This window comes from Halosimplex yunnanense (assembly GCF_054504345.1).
The window spans coordinates 37,933-59,055 of record NZ_JBTJEL010000033.1; the positions used below are offsets into that span (position 1 = coordinate 37,933).

The window sequence follows — 21,123 nt, forward strand, 5'->3', positions numbered from 1 at the left end:
GGACGCCTATGGGAGACGCTGGGATAAAGCCGCCTATCTCGGCCGTGTGCGAGTCGCTACCGGGATGGAGAAACCCTTTTGTTCGCAGTGGGCCGGTAGATAGGTATGAGCGACCGCGAGGAGATACTGGCGTTGCTCCGCGAGAACGCGCGGTACTCGACCGAGGACATGGCCCGACAGACCGGTCTCGACCCCGCCGAGGTCGAGGCTGTCGTCGACGACCTCGAGAGCGAGGGCGTCATCAAGGGCTACCAGGCCGTCGTCGACTGGGAGAAAGTCGAGCCCGAGCGCGTGCGCGCGGCCGTCGAGTTGAACGTCACGCTGGACCGCGAGACGGGCTACGACGACATCGCCGAGCGCCTCGCGAAGTTCCCCGAAGTGCAGGGCCTGCGGCTCGTCAGCGGCGACTTCGACTTCGCCATGGAGGTCGAGGGCGACTCGATGAGCGAGGTGTCGCGGTTCATCAGCGAGCAGGTGGCGCCCGTCCCCGAGATCACCCAGACGGTGACCCACTACATCATGGAGAGCTACAAGGAGCGCGGCGTCGAGTTCGGGGACGGCCACGACGACGACCGCCTGTCGATCTCGCCATGACGTTCGACCCGACCGACCGCGTCGCCTCGGTGCCTCCCTCCGGCATCCGCAGGTTCTTCGAACTCGCCGAGGAGTACGACGACATCATCTCGCTTGGCGTCGGCGAACCGGACTTCGCGCCGCCGTGGGCCGCCCGCGACGCCGCCATCGCCTCGCTGGAACGGGGCCAGACCTCCTACACGGCCAACCGCGGCATGTCCGAGCTCCGCGACCGAATCGCGGCGGACGTTAGCGAGCGCTACGGACTGGAGTACGACCCCGACGAGGAGATACTCGTCACCTCGGGCGCGAGCGAGGCCGTCGATCTCGCCTTCCGTGCCTTTCTCGACCACGGGGACTCGGTCGCCATCGCCCAGCCCTGTTACGTCTCGTACGTGCCCAGCGCGCGCTTCGCGGGCGCCGACGTGATCGACGTGCCCACGCGCCCGGAGGACGAGTTCAAACTCACACGGGACGTGCTGGAGGATTCGGGCGCCGCCGAGGCCGACGCGCTCGTCATGTGCTACCCGAACAACCCGACCGGGGCGACGATGACCCGCGAGGAACTGGCGCCGGTCGCCGAGTTCGCCCGCGAGCACGACCTGCTCGTCTTCTCCGACGAGATCTACTCCGAACTCACCTACGAGCACGACCACGCCTCGATCGCGACGCTTCCGGGGATGCGCGAACGGACCGTCGTCTTCAACGGGTTCTCGAAAGCCTACGCGATGACGGGGCTGCGACTCGGCTACGCGCTCGCCCCGCCGGAGGCCATCGAGTCGATGAACCGCATCCACCAGTACACGATGCTCTCGGCGCCGACGACTGCCCAGCACGCGGCTGTCGAGGCGCTGGAGAACTGCGACGACGAGGTCCGCGAGATGCGCGCCCAGTACGACCGCCGACGGAACTTCGTCCTCTCGCGGTTCGACGAGATGGACATCGACTGTTTCCCGGCCGCGGGGGCGTTCTACGCGTTCCCCGAGTGTCCGTGGGACGATAGCGACGCCTTCGCCGAGGCGCTGCTGGAAGAGGAGCGCGTCGCAGTGGTTCCGGGGAACGTCTTCGGCGCCGGCGGTGCGGGACACCTCCGCGTCTCCTACGCCACGAGTCTCGGCGACCTCAAAGAGGCACTTGACAGGATAGAATCGTTTATAAAATAGCATATATAAGTAACACGTTCGCGTAGCTCGCCCGTAGGGGCTCCCTACTGCGCTGAAAACGGCGTTATGGAGTGATTATCGAACGGGAGGTTGCGGGCGTAAAGCTTTTTCCGTCTTACTAGCAGTTATGCCTGTAATGGCAATTGATGGTACGGGGGGCAACGAGTCAGACCAGGTCGGGTCTGGGGGCGATCGGTTCTCCGAGGGTGGTCCGACTGTGGGTGAGTACACCTGGAACGACTTGCGGCGCGATGTGCACACTGGTGGGCGCTTCGACCGCAGCGAGTATCTCGGCTTCGACCCGCTGGAGATCGAAGACAGGCTCCAGTCGGGCGCGAGCGCGGCGAAGACTCTCGATCAGGCCTGGGGTGACCGGATCGAGGCCGAGCGCTCGATCGTCGTCAAGGACCGCTACACCTGGGAACATTTCAAACAGGAGTATTACTACGACGAGGACGGGGAGATCCCCCGGGACAGCGAAGGGGAGAAGATCCCCTTCGAACCGGAGGAGTACCTCGGATTCGACCCCGACGAAACCGAGGACCGACTGAGCCAGGGGGGCAGCGCCGCCGAGCGCCTGTCGGCCATCGTCGACGAACGGACCGTCGACGTCAATCCCGAACTCGACGAGGACGCCTTCTTCTCGACCGTCGACGGTCACACGACGGTCGTCAACCGCTACGACCTGGAGAAGGCCGTCCCGCTGGAGAAGAAGGCCCACTTCGTCGAGGTCGAGCGCTACTGGGTGAACAAGCCCTACGCCTGTATCGTCATCTTCCACTCGCGCAAGGAAAACGAGAAGAAGTACTACGCGATAGAGCCCTACGAGAACGACATCGAGTCCCAGCTCGTCGACTTCCTCTCGGGCAAGCTCAAATCCGCCATCAAGTACTCCGACGACGACGTCGTCGTCGAGGGGAGCGAGGCCGACCGTGCTAACGTCATCCAGCGAGAGACCGAGCGGCTACTCGAACGGTACGACCTGTACTCGCCCCGCAAAGGGGGCGACGATCAGGGCCTGATGGATCAGTTCAAGGAGGCGCTGGGTATGGCGGTCGACATCCAGGCTCAGGAAGGCGAACTCGACGGGATCGCCGCCAGGCCCGAGTCGGTCGTCATCGAGGACGACCCGAAGACGCTCACCGAGTACCAGGTCGAGAAGCTACTGTACCGCCTCAAACGTGACTTCGTCGGCTACGCGCGGATCGACCCCGTCAAACACGACATCAACGTCGAGGACATCTCCTGCGACGGGTACAACTCGCGCGTGTTCGTCTACCACTCCGAGTACGAGAACATCATCACCAACGTCGAGCACGGCGAGCAGTCGTTGGACGACTTCGTCGTCAAGCTCGCCCAGCGGTCGGGCAAGGGCATCTCGAAGCGACAGCCGCAGGTCGACGCGACCCTGCCGGACGGGTCGCGTGCCCAGTTGACCCTGGGGGAGGAGGTCTCCGACCACGGGACCAACTACACCATCCGTCAGTTCAAGGACGTCCCGTTCACGCCGGTCGACCTCATCAACTGGAACACCTTCTCGCTCGACGAGATGGCGTTCCTCTGGCTGTGCATCGAGAACAACAAGTCGATGATCTTCGCGGGCGGTACGGCATCGGGGAAGACCACGTCGCTGAACGCCATCTCCCTGTTCATCCCGAGCAACGCGAAGATCGTCTCCATCGAGGACACACGCGAGGTCGAACTGCCCCAGCGGAACTGGGTCGCCTCGGTGACTCGCCCCTCGTTCGGCGAGGACGACAAGGGCGACGTCGACGAGTTCGATCTGCTGGAAGCCGCACTGCGCCAGCGCCCGGACTACATCGTCATGGGCGAGGTGCGTGGGGAGGAAGGTCGCGACCTCTTCCAGGTCATGTCGACCGGGCACACGGCCTACTCCACCTTCCACGCGGACACCGTCGGTGAGGTCATCAAACGGTTCACCACCGAGCCGATCAACGTCTCGAAGACCCTCTTCACGGCGCTCGACCTGGTCTCGATCCAGACGCAGACGCGGGTCGACGGCAACAAGGTGCGCCGCAACAAGAACCTCACCGAGATCAACGAGTACTCGGCGGAACACGACGAGATCAACGTCCGCGACGTCTACGAGTGGCAGGCCGAGACCGACGAATTCCTCCAGATGGGCAACTCCAACACGCTGGAGGAGCTCAAGTTCGACCGCGGGTGGCAACAGGAGCGCCTCGACGAGGAGCTGTTCATGCGGAAGGTCGTCCTCGCCTATCTCATCGAGCAGAACCTCAACACCTACACGGAGGTCGCGGCCGCCGTCCAGGCGTTCATCAACGACCCCGACACCATCATGGCGCTCATCGCCGAGGGGAAACTCGAACGCTCGCTGGAGGACCTGCGGGACATGGAGTCGGTCAAGATCAACATCGACCCGGACAAAGAGGAGATGGTCCCGCGGCCGGACCCGCCGGCGGAGATGCTGGCAGAGGCCGAGGACATCCTCGAGAACGCCCAGCCGCTGTTCCAGCAGTTCCGCGACAAGGAGACGTCGGACATCGTGAGCGCGCTCACGGGCGTCGAGGAGCAGACCGACATCGAACCGGTCGACGAGGAGGGCGAAGAGGAGATCGACTTCAGCGAGTTCGTGCCCGCGGCCGGTGCGGAGGCTGACGAGGCATGAGCCTCGGGCGCGAGTCCCGCCAGCTCGGCGGTGCGAACACCGTCGGTGACACCTTCTACCCCCTCTACCAGACGCTGTTCGACGAGGAGGGGGAGTTCGTCAAGGGCATCGACGACAAGCTCGGCGAGGCGCGGATGGACGACAACGTCGAGATGTACATCTCCCGGGCGCTGGCGGTCGGCACCGTCGCCGGCCTGACCCTCTGGCTGCTGGGGATGTTGCTCGGGTACCTGATCGTCCAGATGCTCGGGATCACCGACCCGCAGTTCCTCGGGCTCCGGCTGCCCGACTCCATCCGGCCGGTCGTCTCGGCGCTGAAGGTCCCCGCGATCATCTTCGTCTCGGGGATCGTCTTCGGCGCCATCGGCTTCGGCGTCGGCTTCGGATCGCTCGTCTCGATACCCTATTTCCGCTCGAACGCGCGCGAACGCGAGATCAACGTGCTCCTCTCCGACTCGGTGGCGTTCATGTACGCCCTCTCGGTCGGGGGCCTCAACCAGCTCGAGATTCTGCAGGCGATGGCCCAGGCCGACGACACCTACGGCGAGGTCGCCAAGGAGTTCCAGTCGCTCGTTCTCGAGACCGAGTACTTCGATACCGACTACCGGACGGCGATCCGCAACCAGTCGATACAGACGCCCAGCGACGAACTCAGCCAGTTCCTGACCGACATGCTCTCGATCGTCGACTCCGGCGGGGACATGACCTCCTTCCTCGAAGACCAGAAGGACAAGCACATGCGGACGGCCAAGCAGGAGCAGAAGAAGATGCTGGACACGCTGGAGCTGTTCGGCGAGATGTACATGACGCTCTCGCTGTTCCCGCTCCTGCTTATCATCATCCTCGTGATCATGTCGATGATGTCCTCGGGGTCGAAGATGGACATGATGCTGGGGACGGTTTACGGGCTCATCCCGCTGACCGGCGTCGGCTTCCTCGTGCTCACCTCGACAGTCACGCAGGACTCCATCGGTGACGGTTACCTGCGCCCCGACCGCGGCGACAAGGAGACCTACTCGGAGGCCGACGACGGCGTCCTGAGCCTCGGACTGGTCGAGGGCTACACCGGCAACTACGGCGTCTTCGACCGCATCAAGAGCCGCGAGGGGACCTACCGCGCGACGGAGATCGTCAAGCGGCCGCACATCTTCTTCCGGGACAACCCGCTGTACGTGCTCGGGCTCACGATCCCGATCACCATCGCGTTTTTCGCAGTCATCGTCATCTTCCACATGGCGCCGATGACGATCTCCGAACTCGTCGTTCCGGTCGGCGGCGACGTGCCCGACAAACTCAACACGCCGGACAAACGGTGGACCTACCCCGTCATCACGGGGACGTTCATGTGGGTGTACGTCCCGATATACCTGAATCTCCTGCCGCTCGGGATCTTCTACGAGTGGAACCTCCGGACGCGCCGCAGCGTCGTCGGCAACCTCTCGGAGAACCTCCGCAAGCTCGCGAGCGCCAACGACACGGGGATGACCCTGCTGGAGTCCATCAAGGTCGTCGCCGACACCTCCTCGGGGCGGATGGCCGACGAGCTGGAGACCATGCACGCGAAGGTCAACTACGGTACCAGCCTCAAGGACGCCCTCCGGGAGTTCAACAACCGCTATCACATCCCGCGGCTCGCCCGGACTGTCAAACTGATCAGCGAGGCCCAGGAAGCCTCCAGCCAGATCCAGGACGTGCTCTCGACGGCCGCCCAGGCCTCGGAGAATCAGGACGACATCGACCTGGAACGCAAGTCGCGCACCCGGATGCAGATGGTCATCATCATCATGACCTACCTCACCCTGCTGGGCGTGATGGCCCTGCTGAAGATCAAGTTCCTCAACGTGATGGCCGACCTGGCGGCCCAGTCCGCGTCGTCCGGTGGCGGTGGCGCCTCCGGTCAGGCCCCCGGCGGGAACTTCAGCGGCGTCAACACGCAGATGCTCTCGGTGCTGTTCTTCCACGCCGTCGTCCTGCAGGCGCTGCTGTCCTCGTTCATCGCGGGGTACATCCGCGACGTGAGCCTGCTCGCCGGCGTCAAGTTCGCCGTCATCCTCCCGACGATCGCGCTGGTCGTCTGGTACGTCGTCACGCTGATATCGTGACGGCGCGGCGAGCGAATTTATTCCCATAGCGATCGACAACGCGCCCGGCGTGGCCCGGCAACGCCCTTAGGTGCGCGAGGACCCAACCGGACCCATGGAAGCACCAAGCACGCTCCAGTCAGCCGCGGCCGAGGACGACGACATCGCGATCACCCGCCGCGACACCGACGGGGAGACGCTCATCGTCGTCGACTTCGGCGAGGGCGCCGACGCCAAACTCGACGTCGTCGGCGGCACGGCTATCGTCGTCGCCGGCGATCGCCAGTTCGAGTTCGAGGTGCCCGACGAGGTGTCCGACCTCTCCGTCAACGACGGGATGCTCCGCATCAGAGCCTGAAAACTTCGGCAGCCGACGCGTCACGTCCCGCTTTCTCTCGTCGTCTCGTCGCCGTTCCCGACTCGCCGCTGCTCACCGAGCCAGCGCCGCAGGGCTCGTGCGGGAACGGTCACTCGCTGTCGAGTCCGTCCGTTTGCGTGGGTGAAGTCCCGTTCGGCCCGTCCGTTCGGTGGGTAGGTTCCGGCGGCGATCGCCGGTGGACCTCGTCGACCCACGGGGGCGCCGTCGGTGTCGACTCGCCGAGGTCGCTGTAGTCGTAGCGGAAACTCACGTGCGACTGGCTGCCGTCGATGACGCGGTCGTACTCGGCGGTCAACGACCGGACGAAGCCCCTGGACGTCACGTAGGCCGTCGCGGTGTAGTTGCGGATCACCACCGACGAGGAGGCCAGCGTCTGGGGGATGGGGCCGTCGGCGGCGTGGAGGCGATAGTACGTCTGTCCGTTCCGCTCGACGGTCGTCACGTCGAACGTCGCACCCCCGAGCAACCGTCGGATAGCCTCCTCTGCGAAGACGTGCTCGCGGTGGCCGCCGGGAGTCTCGAGCAGGTCGTAGCGCGTCTCGTCGCCGTTCGTCATCCGCAGGAACCCGCCGGACTCGTTGACGTACAGCGACGTGTTAGCGCCCGGACCGAGGCTCACCTGCTCCACGAAGAAGCTCCCGTTACCGACGACCACTCGCCGGGTGAACACCCCGCCGAGGAACTCCGACTCGCCGGTGTCGTAGTCGACGACCCACGTGTAGGATCGGTTGTTCACGGACTCGTTGTGCGCCCGAGCGAGCGCGATCCCGTCGACCGAGCCGTCCGCGCCGACGCCCGGCGGGAGGTCGGCCGACGTCGCCGTCGCGGTCGGGTCCGCGGGCGTATCGGTGACGGGCACCGGTGTGACCGTGTCGGTCAGCGCGTTCGACCCGTCGTTCCCGAACGAGACAGCGTTACACCCCGAGAGGAGAACCAGCGCCGCCACGACGACCGCCCCGTTTCGCATTGGCGTCGCTAGGACCGTGAAGTACAATACGGCTTCGACGCGGACGGGTGCCGTTGATGGGGCACCCGTGTACGTCGTCTCTCGTTCGGGGATGGGGTGTCCCCGTCCGCTTTTTGGTCGCCGTGAGACGGCCGATTCAGTTACGGACGCGGGCCGTTGTAGAATTGTACGCCGGAACCCGAGGACATGCCGATCGTCGCCTCGATCATCCGTCCGTTCACCCAGAAGTCGTCAGTGGGATTATCGTCGTTTAGTTCGCTGTGGACCTCCCAGTCACCAGTAGCGGTCTCGTTCACGAAACCGCCGTTGTTCGCCCTCACGGAGCACTCGCAGGGATACACGAACTTCGTGTTTACGTCGCCGGATCCCCGATGGTTGACGTTGAACCGGTACTCATTGCTGCACTCGTCACTTGGGTCCCAGGTTAGATCAAGTCGCGCCCAGTTGTCCGAGTTGTTGACTACCCTGCCTCCGATTACCTGATGGCCCTTCAGCTGTCCGTCGTGTTCGACGGGGTTCTCTAGTTTCCATTTGTCTACGCCCCCATCGACGGTTCCTCTGAGATACCCCTGGACGTCGTCGTATTCGTCATTCGACTCGAGCGAATCGTCGGCACCTTCCGGGTCTGGAGTGCTGGAATTGTAAGTCTGGATGCTGATGTCGTACTCGATCGGTCCACCGCTCCCCGACAACACGAGCTGGTGCGGATTGTCAAACGAGGCCGCAGCGGCTGTGCCTGCGACGACTGCGCTAACTCCGAACATCGTTCCCACCCCGGCGGTTGTTCGCAATGCTTCACGACGGGTCAGAGACGAGTTCTTTTTCGCCATGCAATCGACTGTTAGCTTGATGTCATATTGAAAATTTATATTTCATTTATGTATGGCTATGTAACTTGAACACGTGAGTTGGAAGCGATATAATTGCAGCGTCTGTCGGGGTCTCGGGTCGCTGGCTAATCACTCACTAGAAACATTCTCACGACCGTGAGTGATGCAGAATCACCGTTTGAATCTCTGAGGGATCGATCATGGGTTTCGAGAGCAGGGGCCGCGACAGAACGACTCCTGTTCACTCGGATCACAGCTGGTTCCGCTCACGGGTAGTCTACCGATCGATTCCCTCACAAGCCGCTTCGATCTGCGTCTGGAAGATCGATTGGACAGCGGCGCATTGACTCTCGCGCCGGAGTCTGGACAGCGGCTCGGCCGCAGTCGATGGGTGTCTACGGGCAACTCGTTTGCCACACGAGATAGACTATCCCTGTTCGTTGCCTCTACGGAGTCAAACCTGCACGTTCTGGAAGAGACTGGAATCGACACATCGACTGTTCGAATGAACTCTCGCTCGCGAGCGGCCCCAACAGCGATCCGCCCGACTGTGATCGAAGGGCCAAGAAAGTATCACTGCGGCCCCACGCAGTTCGGGAGTTCGCGAATGGACTCGTTGAGACTTCTCGACTGCGAAGCGTTCGCCTGGCTTCTGACTACGTCCACTGGGGACTCGGAGCTGGAACTTCCAAGAGTACAAACCCCGTCTCGCAGAGCACTACGCTGGTGCTCACGTCGATGAGCGCACGCTAGCCGGCGCTCGTCGGAGTTGTTCGTCGCAAAAGGAGTGGACTCGCCGGGATTTGAACCCGGGGCCTTCCCCGTGCCAGGGGGATGATCTACCACTGATCTACGAGCCCGCCTGCAAAAACACGTATCCGGGCGCTTTTCATAAACCCATCGAAGCAGCCGCCCCATCGGTATCGAGTGACACGGCCGTGGTGTCACTCCCCCAACTGTCGCAGTATCAATTTCTGTACTGCCGGGCCAACGGATATAACGTGGTCTGTCGTTCACCCGGCAAGGCACGGGACCTGTGGCAGCTTCTGGGGGGAAGCGCCCACGGCGACCGGCACAGACAACCAATGGGACGATTCGGGGACCGAGCGAGACCCGTGAACTCACACGGCACGGGTCACCGACGAGATACGCGTGGCGAGCGACGCCACCGGCACAGGCGCGGACAGACGACGCTGGATTTCGCGATCGGGATGAGTATCTTCCTGCTGGCGCTGACGTTCGCGCTGGCGTTCGTTCCCGGCATGCTGGACCCGTTCTCGGACGGCGGCCAGTCCGAGACGCCGGCGACCAACCGCGTCGCCGACGACCTCACCCAGCGGTCGCTGGGCAACGCGACGGCGCCGTACGTGCTCGACGGCGAGTGCACGCGGGCGTTCTTCGACGAGTCGTTCTCGCGGTGCGGGTTCGATGGCGACCCAATCCAACAGCGGGTCGGCGTCCTCGACCGGACGCCAGTGAACGTGACGATCAGCGGCGACGTCGGGTCGAGCGAGGACGCGATCCTCTGCTGGGACGACAGCGCGTCGGCGCTCGTCGAGCGGTCGGACTCGAACTGCGGGACCGTCCTCGCGGACGGGCCGAAGCCGCGCGGTAGCGGCGGGAAGACCGTCAGTGCGCAGCGAGTCGCACTGCTCGACGGGCAGGACGTCACCGTCAAGGTGGTGATGTGGTGACCGCTCGTCGCCCGCCCGGCGGTGCGCGCTCGGGGAAGCCGCGGCGCGGCCGCGACCGGGACAACCGCGGACAGGCACACACGCTCGAAGGCGTGACCGCTGGGCTGATCATCCTGTCGGCGGTCGTGTTCGCGCTGGAGATGACGGCGGTGACGCCGCTGTCGGCGAGCACGTCGAGCCAGCACATCGAGAACCAGCAGGAAGCGACGGCGCGGGGCGTGCTCGCCTCCGCCGCGGAGACGGGGGCACTCGAACGGGCCTTGCTCTCGTGGAACGCGACGAGCAAGCAGTTCTACGAGACGCCGCAGGTGGGGTATTTCACGACGGGGGCGCCACCGAACGACTTCGGGACGACGCTGGAGCGGTCGTTCGACCGCCAGGGCATCGCGTACAACGTTTACCTGCGCTATCAGGGCGCGGACGGTGAGATCCGGGTCCAGCGGTACGTCCACCAGGGACAGCCCAGCGACCACGCGGTCCGGGCGACGTGGGCGCTGTCGCTCATGGAGAGCGACGAGATCCGCGACGAGAACGGGGATCCCACGGGGACGGCCGTCAGCGACGAGTCGACGTACTTCGCACCGCGGCAGTCGAGTGCGAGCGTCTACAACGTGATCAACGTGGAGGTGGTCGTGTGGCGGATCTGAGGCCAGCCGTCGGCGGTCCGGGCGGAGATCGGGGGCAGATCATTCTGGTCGGGGCGTTCGCCCTCGCCGTCGCGTTCGTCGCGCTGGCGCTGGTCATGAACGCCGCCATCTACACGGAGAACCTGGCGACGCGCAGCGAGTCCGCCGAGACCGCGAACGCCAACGCGTTCCACCGGGCGACGGGGACGATGGCGACCGAATCGTTCCGTTACGCGCACGCGGCTCACAGCGGCGATCACGACGCTCTCAACCGAAGCGTCCGCGACGCCGTCGAAGTGTATCACAACGTGACCAGACACCAGCAGGCGGCGAACGGCCAGCTCACGAACGTCAGCGTCGCGGAGACGAACCCCGGGATCAACGTCACCGACGATCCCACCGACCTCACCAGTTCCGGCGGCAACGTAGACTGGACGGTCGCGACAGACGTCTCGAACGCCCGGAAGTTCCGCCTCGAGGTCGAGGACTGGTACGGGTCGGACGACGACGAACTATGGGTCGTCGCGGGCGGCGCGGACACGTGGTACCTGAACGTCTCGTACGACTCGGCGACGGGGAACTACGCGGTGGGCGTCGTCGAGTCGGGCAGTTACGAGTCGTGTACGACGACGGCGAGTGACCCGTTCACGATCGATTTCTCGAAGGGGACAGTCGGTGGAGCCGACTGCACCGCGCTGGACACGGGGACGTTCCCCGACACGTACGATCTCGGGATCCGAAACGGGTCCGTCGCCGACGGCGAGTACACGATGATCGTCGACGGCGACCCCAGTACGGCGCTGGGCTCCGGCCAGTACGAGAACGTGCTCTACTCGATGGACGTCGACCTCGTCTACTGGTCGTCCGACGTCCGCTACCGCTCGACGATTCGGGTCGCACCGGGTGAGAGCAATGGATAGCCCGCCGCCGCGCCGTCGCGGACGATTTCGCGACGCGAGTGGAGACGCCTGCCGGGGGCAGTCGACGGCGCTCGAGTACACGCTCGCGCTCGCCGTCGCGTCGCTGGTCATCACCGGGCTGTTCGTCACGGCGGGGGACTTCGTGACCAGCCAGCGGACCGACGTCGTCAGGACGGAACTCGGCGTCGTCGGCCAGCAACTCGCCGGCGACGTGGTCGCAGCCGACAGGCTCGTCGAAGCGGGAGCGAGCACGGAGACGGTCGCGGTCAACGCCTCGCTCCCATCGACGATCGCGGGCGCCCACTACAGCGTCGCGGTCACCCACACGGGGTCGGAGCAGTGGTTGAACCTCTCGACGAGCGATCCCGAGGTGTCCGTTTCGGTGCGATTGAAGACGAACACGACGGTGGCGACCGGCGCTGTGCCCGGCGGCGACGTCAGCGTCGTCTACGACGACCCGAACCTGGAGGTGCGCGGATGAACGGCCCCGCCGCGGACGGGGACCGCGCCGTGAGCGATATCGTCGGGTTCATCATGGTGTTCGGGATGATCGCCACCGTCGTCGCGATCGTCTCGCTGTCGGGCCTCGCCGGACTCGAGTCGGCCCGCGACGCCCAGCAGACGGACAACGCCGTGCGCGCGATGGAAGTCCTCTCGGACAACATGGGCGACATCGCCGAACGCGGGGCGCCCAGCCGGGCCACCGAGATCAGCCTCGAAGACGCGTCGCTCTCGCTCGGGAAGGAGACGATCGTCACCGTCCGTGACCCGAACGAGAGCGTGAGCGACCCGTCGTTCCTGGTAAACCGGACGCACAAGATCCGTCCGATCGTCTACGACGACGGCGACACCGAACTCGTCTACGCGATGGGTGCCGTCTTCCGCGACGACCCGCGAGGCGGGACGGTGGTCCAGCCGTGGTCGCCGGTGTTCGACACGGAGCGTACCCTGATCCCGATCGTCACGACCGTCTCGGCGACCGATACCGGCCAGCAGATCCAGAGTTCGACGGTCCTCGTCCGCGCGCAGGCGAACGACCGGCTCGTCCCCGTGGCAGACGAGGAGGGGATCTACGACGACGTCTGGATCAACGTCACCTCCGAGCGGAGCGACCTCTGGCTGAACATGCTCGGCCGGGACCCGGCGCTGACCTGTTTCAAGTCGGGGACCGACACGATCGCCTGTCAGCTCGACGAGACGCCGGAACAGCTCTACGTCACCGAGGTCAGGATCGCGGTCGAGCTGAAGCCCTGACGCGATCGAGAAACGCGGCCCCGTCGCACGTCACCTGCTGGTGACGTTGACGGGGTTTTCGGTAACGTGGAGGTAGGTGACCGGCGTGATGTCGCCTTCCAGCTCGAGGTTGGTGTCCTCGACGCTGGAATCGTAGTCGAAGTCGTTGGGGTTGCCGTTGACGGTGATGCTCTCACAGACCGCGCCGCCGATGACGTTCGGCTCGACCGACCCGCCGCCGTTCATGTTGCAGTCCGAGCCGGGCGCGTACAGCAGGCCGACGAATTTGAAGTTCCCGTTGCCGTTGACCGCGCCGCTCGAATGCATAACGACCGAGAAGTTGCCCGCTGGGCCACCGTCGTTGAGGTAGTCGCCCGAGCTCATGTCGAAGGAGTTCCGGACGAGGATCGTCGTGTTGTAGCTGCTGGTGATCGACACGCCGTCGGGACTGAAGTTCTCGTCGACGACGACCGTGACGTCGTCGCCGGGGTTGTCGACGTCGAGCGCTCCGGAGAAGTACGAGTCCGCGTAGTAGGTTCCCCCGCTCGTGATCGTGACCGTGCTGTCCGGCGTGACCTCCGTACACGCCGTGGCGTCGTCCTCACACTCGTCGATGCGGTCCTGGATCCGGTCGTCCGCGAGCGGGTAATTGATACCAGTCGACGACGGCTCCGGCGACGGGTCGTTGCCGTTCATGCGGATGCCGCCCGGTCGCGTCGAGGCGAGGACGTTGTCGTAGCTCTCGTCGAAGGGGACGACCAGTTTCGCACGGGCGGTCTGTCTGGTGTGATCGTAGCTGACGTTCCCCTCGGTCCGCTGGGCGAAAAATCGCCCCCAGGCCTCGTAATACTCGCTGTGGACGGTGACGTTGACGTAGCCCGTGTCCAGCGGGTTGGTGAAGTTGGCGTTCGCCGTCGCGTTCGGGTAGCGGACCCGGGTCGGGTCGGCCTTGGTGACGGTCGCGCCGGACCCGAGGCTCGGCGTGCCGTTGACGGTGATGATCGGGAGCGTCAGCGTGGCTTCCCGGAAGTGGAACTCCGGCGGGGAGAGCATGGTCGCCCCGGCCTCCGTTCCTTTCCAGACGCCCCCGCCCTGGTAGGCGACGGTCTGGTCGCCGTTCTCGTAGCGGACGGCGCCGAGCGTCACGTTGGTGAGCGTCGTCGTCTCGTCGGCGCTCTGGTTGTAGATGGTGACGTTCATCCAGCCCACCGAATCGTCGACCCCGTAGGTGGCGCCACTGGCAGCCGACAGATCGACCCCCTGGTGGCTCGTCCCGCCGAGCGCGACCATCGCGCTCCGGGAGTCGAACTGCGTCAGCGCCTTCTCGGCGCGGCTGACGTCGAGCCCGTTGCTCGCGTCCTCCAGCGCCGCCGCGCCGACCGACACGACGAGCGCGGTCCCCCCGATCACGATAGCGAACAACAACACGATCCCGAGCACGTTGCTCGCGCCCCGAGCGTCCTGACTCATCGGTTACTGCCCTCCGTTCGACGCCCCGGTCAATAAACGCGCCCCTTCGGTTCTCACGATTGAATATAGATCTGCGCCGGCTCAGTAGATATGTCGATATCTCCGATCGAACGTCATTAACTACCTCTATACGGTGACCAGGTCAATCACGACCCATGATAATATTAGATAGCGGGCGGGAGACGGGCCGGCGAGCGGTTTCTCGGCGGAGCGGTCGTCGTTTCCACGATGGAAACTGTTTTGTGTGCGAGGAGGCACTCTCCGATGGGAACGCACGACCGCAAATCTGACTCGCCGCGCGATTGCGCGGCTTGGGATTGCGGCCGTGTTCGCGCCGATCCGGCGGTCTCGCACCCGCGAGTTCGCTGCGGCGCACACACGCACTGCGCGGTCTCACGACCGCCGAACAGCGGTCAGTCGCGTTCCAATTCAGACACATGGCACGAATGCACACGCGCCGTCGTGGCTCGTCCTCATCGGACAAGCCCGCGGCCGACGAACCCCCGGAGTGGAGCGACGTAGACGAATCGGCGATCGAAGAGCGCGTCGTCGAGCTGGCCGAGCAGGGCCTCAGCTCGAGCGAGATCGGCCTGCGACTTCGCGACGAAGGCGTCAACGGGACGCCCGTCCCGGACGTCTCGCTGGCGACCGGCAAGAAGATCACCGAGATCCTCGAGGAGAACGACGCGGCCCCGGAACTGCCGGAGGACCTGCGGAACCTGCTGGAGCGGGCCGTCCGCCTGCACGAGCACATGGACGAGAACCCGACCGACCACCAGAACAAGCGCGCGCTGCAGAACACCGAAGCGAAGATCCGCCGTCTCGTCGACTACTACCGCGGCGACGAACTCGACGAGGACTTCACCTACACCGCCGACGAGGCGGCCGAACTCCTCGAATAGATGTCCGCCACCGCCCGCACCGGAGACGACGCTGCCCCCGGCGAACTCGCCGGACGGCTCCGCGAGGCCGGCTTCGTCCGCCTCGTCGGCGCCGCCACCGGCGACGCGCTGGCCGCCAGCGGCGTCCTCGCGCGGGCGCTCGCGGACCTCGACAGCCCCTTCCAGATCAGTCTCGCGACGCTCCCGACCGACGCCGAGCGGGCGACCGACGCCGACCTGACCGTCGCCGTCGGCCGCGCCGACCCGACGGCCGACTGCTCGCTGCCCGCCGACCCGCGGCCGGCCAGCGAGACGGCCGTCGACGTCGCGAGGGAACTCGACGCGGACCCTGACCTCGCGCTCGCGCTCGCCGGCGTCGTCGCCGACGGGCGCGCGCTCGACAGCCCCGTGGTCGAAGCCGCTGCGGACGCCGACGTGGAGCGCCGACCCGGCGTGGCCGTGCCGACGAGCGACCTCGTCGACGGCCTCGCACACTCGACGCTCGTCCACGCGCCGTTCTCGGGCGACGCCGAGGCGGTCGCGGCCGCACTCGCCGACATCGGACTCGCTCCGAGCGACGGCCTCGATGCGAGTGACCTAGACGACGAGGAACGCCGCCGCGTGGCGTCGCTGGTCGCGCTGCGAGCGGCCGGCGACGACGCGGTCCCGCCGCGGGGCGGCCACGCGGTCGAACGGGCGATTCATCCGTTCGTCGGTGGCCCCTTCCGGACTATCGGCGGGTACGCGGACGTCCTCGACGCGCTCGCGCGGGAGGAACCCGGCACTGGCGTCGCGCTCGCGCTCGGTCACGACGTGGAGGCGGTCGCGCTCGACGCGTGGCGCTCCCACGCCCGACGTGCACACGACGCCGTCGCCGACGCGACGACCGGCCGGTACGACGGCCTGTTCGTCGCCCGCGCCGAGACCGACGACGCGCCCGTCGGGACGATGGTCCGACTCGTCCACGACTACCGCTCGCCCGAGCCCGTGACGCTCGCCGTCACCGAGGGCACAGCGGCGGTCGTCGCCGACGAACGCGACCTCGAACCCGTCGTCTCGGCCGCCGCCGAGGGCGTCGATGGCACCGGCGCGACGACCGGGACGACCGGCCGCGTCCGCTTCGACGTGGAGACGGGCGCGTTCATCACGGCGTTCAGGGAGGCGCTATGAGACGAGCGACGATCACGACGACCCACGGCGACGCCGAGGCGGCGACGCACGTCGCCGCGGCGCTCGCCCCGGACAACACCGCAGAGATGGACACGCGCGTCGACTGCGACGCCGTGGTCACGACGATGCGCCGCGAGACGACCGGCGGGCTCCGCTCGACGGTCGACGACTACGTGGTCAACTGCCGGGTCGCCGCGCGGCTCGGCGAGGGCGACGAGGCCGAGGGCGACGACGCATCGAGTACAGCACAGACAGACGACACACCCGACACAGACACCAACACATGAGCGAACGATCCGTCTCACGACGCAAGCAAGAGAAGCGGTGGTACACACTGATGGCTCCCGAGCAGTTCGACCGGGAGGAACTCGGTGAGACCCCCGCTGACGAACCGGACAAGGTGCTCGGACGCACCATCGAAACCACGCTGGGCGACCTGCGCAACGACGCCAGCGAGAACAACACCAAGCTGACCTTCAAGGTCAACGAGGTCGCGTCGGACTCGGCGTACACCGAGTTCATCAAACACGAGCTGACGCGGGACTACCTGCGCTCGCTCGTCCGCCGCGGCTCCTCGAAGGTCGAGGCGTTCATCACTGTCCTCACCGAGGACGACTACCGCGTCCAGATCCAGCCCGTCGCGCTCACCACCAAGAGCGCCGACGAGAGCCAGGAGAAGGCCATCCGCCGCACGATGATCGACATCGTCGAGGAGTCCGCGCGCGAGCGCACCTACGCCGACCTCGTCGACAGCGTCGTCGAGGGGCGGCTCTCCTCGGCCATCTACAACGAGGCGAAGACCATCTACCCGCTGCGCCGCGTCGAGATCCAGAAGCTGACCCTCGAGGCCCGTCCCGAGGAAGTCGCCGCCGAGGAAGAGACCTCCGTCGACGTCGACGAAGACGAAGTCGCCGTCGACGAGACCGCCGACTGACGACGCGCTCGACGCCTTTCGATTTCTTTCGCTCGCGAACTATCGGCGCCGAGCGACGGATGTAATACGGATTCGAGCTACGCGTCCGTCGCCGGACTCGCCGTGCTCGTCGTCGCGTCCTCGCTGACGACGACCGCGCCGACCATCCCGCCGGTTTCGTGCGGGATGCAGAAGTAGCTGTGCGTGCCGACGGTCTCGAAGGTGTGCTCGTAGGTCTTCTCCTGATAGATCGCGCCATCGTTACCGTTGATCCACCCGCTTTCGGCGGCCGACTGGCTGTCGAACTCGCCGCTCGCCCAGTAGTCGGCGCCCTCGGGGGCCTTCTCCTCGTAGGCGGTGACGGTGTGGGCGTGCGAACTCGTGTTCTTCCAGACGACGGTCGTCCCGGGCGGGACCTCGATCGTCGCCGGTTCGAACTTCCGGGCCGTCATGCCGACGTCGTAGTCGCCGGTGTCGCCGCTGCTCTCGCCGCAGCCCGCGAGCCCGGCCGCCACGGCGGTCGCGCCCGCACTCCGGAGGAACGCCCGTCTGTCCATGCGCGAGCGTCGGTTCCCCGGACAAATAGAGCCCCCGGTATCCGTCGAAGTCGTCCAAGAATGTGCTGCTTTGAGGGCAGCGACCGCTACCGCAGTGATTAGTAGGCGTTGAAAGCCCTCGGCGCGCTCGCTAAGTGCAACTAGAACCGCTACCGCAGGGTGTGCTAAGAGTTGAAAGCCCTCGTCGCGCTCGCGGTCGCTGTCTCCGAAAATCGTAGATTTTCGGGATCGGGCGAGAGCACAGCTCTCGCAGACCTCGCGAATCTCCGATTCGCTCAGTGACGAGAGAGCTTCGCTCTCTCGAACCAAGCGGGATATCCGCGCTCTCCGCACCGCCCGCGCGGATAGTGCCCGCTCAGGCGACTACATGAACGCGAGCCCGCCTCGCCCTTTCAGTCCCCCAGGAACTGCAACCACACAGCAAACGGCCACATGCCTCCCCAGCCGATTCGCTCCCTGCGGTCGCTCATCCCTCGCACGACTATGGTCGCGAGATGAAACTCGCGACAGCGCGCGCCACCGAAATCCAGTTGATCCTTTACGGTAAGCGTCCGGCGCCGAAGGCGCCGGTTCACCGCTCGCGCTCCGCGCGAGCGGCCTTTTTCACCCATGTTTTTGCCGGCCGGGTTCCCCGCAGGCGCGCTTCGCGCGCCGAGGAAACCCGGTCGGGAAAAAGATGGTCGAGTAACATCTATCAGTCCGCGGTAGATAGTAATCAGTATGCGCCTCGCTCCCGACTGGTCCCTCCGGGTTCGCATGGTCCTGGCGATGACCGGAATGGCCGTCCTCTACGCCGCGTTCGTCGGCGTGGCCGCGTGGTGGGCGTTCGACACGCTCGGGAGCGCTGGCATCTTCGTCGTCGTCGGCCTCGCGGGCGTCCTCGTGACCCTCCAGTACAAGTACGGTCCCGAGGCTGCCCTGAAGGCGCTCGACGCCGAGCGGGTCTCCGAATCCGAGTACCCAGACCTCCACGCCCGCGTCGGCCGACTCGCCGCACAGGCGAACCTACCGAAGCCCGACATCGCGGTCGCGCCGCAGGCCCAGCCTAACGCCTTCGCGACCGCGAAAGGTCGGGACGACGCCGTCGTCGCCGTGACCGAAGGGACGCTGGAAACCTTGCAGGGCGACGAACTCGACGCCGTGTTGGCCCACGAGCTCGCACACGTCCAGCACCGCGACGCGCTCGTGATGACGGTTGTGACCGCGCTCGTGACGGTCGCGGCGACGATCGTGCGGAACTTCTGGTGGTTCGGCGACGGCGGCGGTGACGGAGGGGGAGGCGGCGACGGCGGGACGCCGTGGTTCCTCGCGTTCGTCGCCGTCTCGATGGTCGCGTGGCTCGGCGGCTACCTCGTCTCGCGGGCGATCAGCCGCCATCGCGAATTCGCCGCCGACCGCGGCGCGGCGGCGATCACCGGCAACCCCGGCGCGCTCGCGGCCGCCATCGAGACCATCTCCGCCGAGATGGCCGCGACGCCCGAAGAAGACCTGCGCGACCACGCGGAACTGAACGCGCTGTTCATCGTTCCGGCCGACGCCAAATCGCGCCTCGTGTCCCTGATGGAGACGCATCCCGATCCCGAGCGGCGGATCGAGCGGCTCTCCAAACTAGTCGGCGAGTTCGAACGGGCGGAGCTACAGGCCGAGTGAGACGGGGGTGGATTTCGACCGCGCGGGGGGACTCCGAAGGGAAACGCTCTTGGCCCGGAGAATCGCATTTTGGGGTATGAGCAACGGGGACGACGAAGCGGCCGAGGAGGACGCCGCGACCGAGGACGCAGCCGACGCCGAGGAGACGACCGAGCTGTCGGCCGACACCCTCGACCAGCGGCTCGACGACGCCGAGAGCGACCTCGAAGCCGCCGAGACCGAGGCCGACCTCGACGCGGTCGAGGAGGACCTCAACGAGATCGAGGCCGACCTCGAAGCGGCCGACCTGCCCGAACCGGACGAGGACGACGAAGACGCCGAGGACCCGGCTGCGGAACTCGAAGACCGCATCGCCGACCTGCGCGACCAGCTCGAAGACCAGCGCGGGCCCTACGCCGACGACGTCGTCGCGGTCCTCGAAGACGCGGAGTCGACCGTCGCCGACACGCGCTGGACCGAAGACGGCCAGCCCGATGTCGTCACCGCCGTCCAGTCGTATCTCGGTACCCTCGCCGACGAACTCGACACCGAAATCTCGCCCGAGAGCGACGATACCGACGACCTCGCCGACGCGCTCGACCAGGCGGCACAGGTCGTCGAGGGGAGCACGCTCGACCCGGACGAAGACGCCGAAACTATCGCCGCGCTGCTGGAAGACGCCGAAGCGCTGCAGGACGACCTCGACGCCGCCGAGGAGTGGGACGACCTGACGGTCCGCCAGCAGCTCGACGCCCAGGGGTTCTACGACGTGCTCGAATCGGAGAACCGCAAGGACTTCCCCGCCGAGTGGAACGCGGTGAAGGTCTACGAGGAGATGGGCGAGGTCGAGCCCATCCTGACGGCGCTCGAGACGTTCGACTCCGACTTCATGGAGGAGAACATCCTCAGCACGCTCTGGCGGATGGGGCCGGAGGAGGCCTACGACGCCGTCAATCAGCGCGCCCAGAAGCGCAACAAAAAGCCCGTCGAGATCCTCGGGAAGATCGGCGACGAGCGCGCGACCGAGACGCTCCACGACTTCATCGACGGCGACGGCGATCCCGCGCTCCAGAAGGTCACCCTGCGCGCGCTCGGCGAGATCGGCAGCGAGGAGTCGGCCCAACCGGTCGCCAACCGACTCGACGCCGACAACTACGAGATTCGCTCGGCGGCGGCTCGCTCGCTCGGACTCCTCGGTGACACCCGCGCCATCGAACCGCTCTCGGACGTGCTGGAGAACGACGAAGCCAACGAGGTCCGCGCCAGCGCGGCGTGGGCGCTCAACCAGATCGGCACCGAGCGTGCGCTCGGCGTCCTCGAAGACTACACCGACGACCGCGCGTTCCTCGTCCAGTCGGAAGCCGAGAAGGCCGTCTGAGGCGTCTCC

General features: G+C 65.9%; 20 protein-coding genes and 1 tRNA gene. 16 read left to right on the forward strand and 5 right to left on the reverse strand.

Going from position 1 to position 21,123, the window contains the following annotated elements; all coding sequences use genetic code 11:
* The first annotated feature begins 105 nt into the window (after nucleotides 1–105).
* The 5 genes from AB2U09_RS08920 (at nucleotide 106) to AB2U09_RS08940 (ending at nucleotide 6,825) form a co-directional block, all read left to right on the forward strand.
* Nucleotides 106–594, forward strand: coding sequence for an Lrp/AsnC family transcriptional regulator (locus AB2U09_RS08920; protein WP_459192365.1), 489 nt, complete (start codon nucleotides 106–108; stop codon nucleotides 592–594).
* The gene (locus AB2U09_RS08925) at nucleotides 591–1,736 is read left to right on the forward strand and encodes a pyridoxal phosphate-dependent aminotransferase (RefSeq protein ID WP_459192366.1); all 1,146 of its coding nucleotides are present in this window, start codon (nucleotides 591–593) and stop codon (nucleotides 1,734–1,736) included. Before AB2U09_RS08920 ends, AB2U09_RS08925 begins: the two co-directional genes overlap by 4 nt.
* Before the next feature lie 136 nt (nucleotides 1,737–1,872).
* On the forward strand, nucleotides 1,873–4,386 hold the full coding sequence (locus AB2U09_RS08930; protein WP_459192367.1) for a type II/IV secretion system ATPase subunit: 2,514 nt from the start codon (nucleotides 1,873–1,875) through the stop codon (nucleotides 4,384–4,386).
* Nucleotides 4,383–6,488 (forward strand): type II secretion system F family protein, encoded by a 2,106-nt coding sequence (locus tag AB2U09_RS08935; RefSeq protein ID WP_459192368.1) that lies wholly within the window; start codon nucleotides 4,383–4,385, stop codon nucleotides 6,486–6,488. Before AB2U09_RS08930 ends, AB2U09_RS08935 begins: the two co-directional genes overlap by 4 nt.
* A 94-nt stretch (nucleotides 6,489–6,582) precedes the next feature.
* The gene (locus tag AB2U09_RS08940) at nucleotides 6,583–6,825 is read left to right on the forward strand and encodes a DUF7127 family protein (RefSeq protein WP_459192369.1); all 243 of its coding nucleotides are present in this window, start codon (nucleotides 6,583–6,585) and stop codon (nucleotides 6,823–6,825) included.
* A gap of 109 nt (nucleotides 6,826–6,934) precedes the next feature.
* On the opposite strand, the gene AB2U09_RS08945 is transcribed toward AB2U09_RS08940, so the two are convergent.
* The 3 genes from AB2U09_RS08945 to AB2U09_RS08955 form a co-directional block, all read right to left on the reverse strand.
* Entirely contained in the window at nucleotides 6,935–7,813 is an 879-nt protein-coding gene (locus AB2U09_RS08945; RefSeq protein ID WP_459192370.1) for a hypothetical protein, read from the reverse strand.
* A gap of 140 nt (nucleotides 7,814–7,953) precedes the next feature.
* Complete coding sequence (locus tag AB2U09_RS08950) at nucleotides 7,954–8,643, reverse strand: hypothetical protein (protein WP_459192371.1); 690 nt, start codon at nucleotides 8,641–8,643, stop codon at nucleotides 7,954–7,956.
* A gap of 788 nt (nucleotides 8,644–9,431) precedes the next feature.
* Nucleotides 9,432–9,503: transfer RNA gene (locus AB2U09_RS08955), tRNA-Ala, on the reverse strand.
* Nucleotides 9,504–9,854: 351 nt separating this feature from the next.
* Here AB2U09_RS08955 and AB2U09_RS08960 point away from each other — a divergent pair.
* From AB2U09_RS08960 to AB2U09_RS08980, 5 genes are read left to right on the forward strand one after another with little or no spacing between them, the layout of a single operon-like run.
* Nucleotides 9,855–10,337, forward strand: coding sequence for a DUF7287 family protein (locus AB2U09_RS08960; protein WP_459192372.1), 483 nt, complete (start codon nucleotides 9,855–9,857; stop codon nucleotides 10,335–10,337).
* Nucleotides 10,334–10,984: a DUF7288 family protein gene (locus AB2U09_RS08965; RefSeq protein ID WP_459192373.1), complete on the forward strand. Its 651-nt coding sequence runs from the start codon at nucleotides 10,334–10,336 to the stop codon at nucleotides 10,982–10,984. Before AB2U09_RS08960 ends, AB2U09_RS08965 begins: the two co-directional genes overlap by 4 nt.
* Nucleotides 10,972–11,883, forward strand: coding sequence for a DUF7261 family protein (locus tag AB2U09_RS08970; protein ID WP_459192374.1), 912 nt, complete (start codon nucleotides 10,972–10,974; stop codon nucleotides 11,881–11,883). The genes AB2U09_RS08965 and AB2U09_RS08970 overlap by 13 nt, the downstream gene beginning before the upstream one ends.
* Nucleotides 11,876–12,364, forward strand: a complete 489-nt coding sequence (locus tag AB2U09_RS08975) for a DUF7266 family protein (RefSeq protein ID WP_459192375.1) — start codon at nucleotides 11,876–11,878, stop codon at nucleotides 12,362–12,364. Before AB2U09_RS08970 ends, AB2U09_RS08975 begins: the two co-directional genes overlap by 8 nt.
* Nucleotides 12,361–13,137: a DUF7289 family protein gene (locus tag AB2U09_RS08980; protein WP_459192376.1), complete on the forward strand. Its 777-nt coding sequence runs from the start codon at nucleotides 12,361–12,363 to the stop codon at nucleotides 13,135–13,137. Before AB2U09_RS08975 ends, AB2U09_RS08980 begins: the two co-directional genes overlap by 4 nt.
* Nucleotides 13,138–13,167: 30 nt before the next feature.
* Here the strand turns inward: AB2U09_RS08980 and AB2U09_RS08985 are convergent, their stop codons facing one another.
* On the reverse strand, nucleotides 13,168–14,586 hold the full coding sequence (locus tag AB2U09_RS08985) for a DUF7289 family protein (protein ID WP_459192377.1): 1,419 nt from the start codon (nucleotides 14,584–14,586) through the stop codon (nucleotides 13,168–13,170).
* A 437-nt stretch (nucleotides 14,587–15,023) separates the two neighbouring features.
* On the opposite strand from AB2U09_RS08985, the gene AB2U09_RS08990 reads away from it, so the two are divergent.
* Genes AB2U09_RS08990 through AB2U09_RS09005 form a run of 4 tightly spaced genes read left to right on the forward strand, consistent with a single transcriptional unit; the run spans nucleotide 15,024 to nucleotide 17,571 of the window.
* Nucleotides 15,024–15,488 carry a 30S ribosomal protein S15 gene (locus tag AB2U09_RS08990; RefSeq protein WP_459192378.1) on the forward strand — a complete coding sequence of 155 codons (465 nt, stop codon included), beginning with the start codon at nucleotides 15,024–15,026 and terminating at the stop codon, nucleotides 15,486–15,488.
* The gene (locus tag AB2U09_RS08995; protein ID WP_459192379.1) at nucleotides 15,489–16,637 is read left to right on the forward strand and encodes a hypothetical protein; all 1,149 of its coding nucleotides are present in this window, start codon (nucleotides 15,489–15,491) and stop codon (nucleotides 16,635–16,637) included. It begins immediately after the preceding gene.
* Complete coding sequence (locus tag AB2U09_RS09000; protein ID WP_459192380.1) at nucleotides 16,634–16,924, forward strand: KEOPS complex subunit Pcc1; 291 nt, start codon at nucleotides 16,634–16,636, stop codon at nucleotides 16,922–16,924. The genes AB2U09_RS08995 and AB2U09_RS09000 overlap by 4 nt, the downstream gene beginning before the upstream one ends.
* Entirely contained in the window at nucleotides 16,921–17,571 is a 651-nt protein-coding gene (locus tag AB2U09_RS09005; protein WP_459192381.1) for a 30S ribosomal protein S3ae, read from the forward strand. Before AB2U09_RS09000 ends, AB2U09_RS09005 begins: the two co-directional genes overlap by 4 nt.
* 77 nt (nucleotides 17,572–17,648) lie before the next feature.
* On the opposite strand, the gene AB2U09_RS09010 is transcribed toward AB2U09_RS09005, so the two are convergent.
* Nucleotides 17,649–18,107 carry a plastocyanin/azurin family copper-binding protein gene (locus AB2U09_RS09010; protein ID WP_459192382.1) on the reverse strand — a complete coding sequence of 153 codons (459 nt, stop codon included), beginning with the start codon at nucleotides 18,105–18,107 and terminating at the stop codon, nucleotides 17,649–17,651.
* Nucleotides 18,108–18,827: 720 nt separating this feature from the next.
* Between AB2U09_RS09010 and AB2U09_RS09015 the strand changes: the two genes are divergently transcribed.
* Nucleotides 18,828–19,757 (forward strand): M48 family metalloprotease, encoded by a 930-nt coding sequence (locus tag AB2U09_RS09015; protein WP_459192383.1) that lies wholly within the window; start codon nucleotides 18,828–18,830, stop codon nucleotides 19,755–19,757.
* Nucleotides 19,758–19,833: 76 nt separating this feature from the next.
* Nucleotides 19,834–21,114, forward strand: coding sequence for a HEAT repeat domain-containing protein (locus AB2U09_RS09020; RefSeq protein ID WP_459192384.1), 1,281 nt, complete (start codon nucleotides 19,834–19,836; stop codon nucleotides 21,112–21,114).
* The last annotated feature ends 9 nt before the right edge of the window (nucleotides 21,115–21,123 follow it).

Coding starts and splice junctions, on each gene's coding strand:
- AB2U09_RS09010 (WP_459192382.1), bottom strand. CDS start 18,107: ATGGACAGACGGGCGTTCCTCCGGAGTGCGGGCGCGACCGCCGTGGCG.
- AB2U09_RS08950 (WP_459192371.1), bottom strand. CDS start 8,643: ATGGCGAAAAAGAACTCGTCTCTGACCCGTCGTGAAGCATTGCGAACA.
- AB2U09_RS08925 (WP_459192366.1), top strand. CDS start 591: ATGACGTTCGACCCGACCGACCGCGTCGCCTCGGTGCCTCCCTCCGGC.
- AB2U09_RS09005 (WP_459192381.1), top strand. CDS start 16,921: ATGAGCGAACGATCCGTCTCACGACGCAAGCAAGAGAAGCGGTGGTAC.
- AB2U09_RS08975 (WP_459192375.1), top strand. CDS start 11,876: ATGGATAGCCCGCCGCCGCGCCGTCGCGGACGATTTCGCGACGCGAGT.
- AB2U09_RS08985 (WP_459192377.1), bottom strand. CDS start 14,586: ATGAGTCAGGACGCTCGGGGCGCGAGCAACGTGCTCGGGATCGTGTTG.
- AB2U09_RS09020 (WP_459192384.1), top strand. CDS start 19,834: ATGAGCAACGGGGACGACGAAGCGGCCGAGGAGGACGCCGCGACCGAG.
- AB2U09_RS08995 (WP_459192379.1), top strand. CDS start 15,489: ATGTCCGCCACCGCCCGCACCGGAGACGACGCTGCCCCCGGCGAACTC.
- AB2U09_RS08940 (WP_459192369.1), top strand. CDS start 6,583: ATGGAAGCACCAAGCACGCTCCAGTCAGCCGCGGCCGAGGACGACGAC.
- AB2U09_RS08935 (WP_459192368.1), top strand. CDS start 4,383: ATGAGCCTCGGGCGCGAGTCCCGCCAGCTCGGCGGTGCGAACACCGTC.
- AB2U09_RS08990 (WP_459192378.1), top strand. CDS start 15,024: ATGGCACGAATGCACACGCGCCGTCGTGGCTCGTCCTCATCGGACAAG.
- AB2U09_RS08920 (WP_459192365.1), top strand. CDS start 106: ATGAGCGACCGCGAGGAGATACTGGCGTTGCTCCGCGAGAACGCGCGG.
- AB2U09_RS09000 (WP_459192380.1), top strand. CDS start 16,634: ATGAGACGAGCGACGATCACGACGACCCACGGCGACGCCGAGGCGGCG.
- AB2U09_RS08980 (WP_459192376.1), top strand. CDS start 12,361: ATGAACGGCCCCGCCGCGGACGGGGACCGCGCCGTGAGCGATATCGTC.
- AB2U09_RS08930 (WP_459192367.1), top strand. CDS start 1,873: ATGGCAATTGATGGTACGGGGGGCAACGAGTCAGACCAGGTCGGGTCT.
- AB2U09_RS08945 (WP_459192370.1), bottom strand. CDS start 7,813: ATGCGAAACGGGGCGGTCGTCGTGGCGGCGCTGGTTCTCCTCTCGGGG.
- AB2U09_RS08960 (WP_459192372.1), top strand. CDS start 9,855: ATGAGTATCTTCCTGCTGGCGCTGACGTTCGCGCTGGCGTTCGTTCCC.
- AB2U09_RS09015 (WP_459192383.1), top strand. CDS start 18,828: ATGCGCCTCGCTCCCGACTGGTCCCTCCGGGTTCGCATGGTCCTGGCG.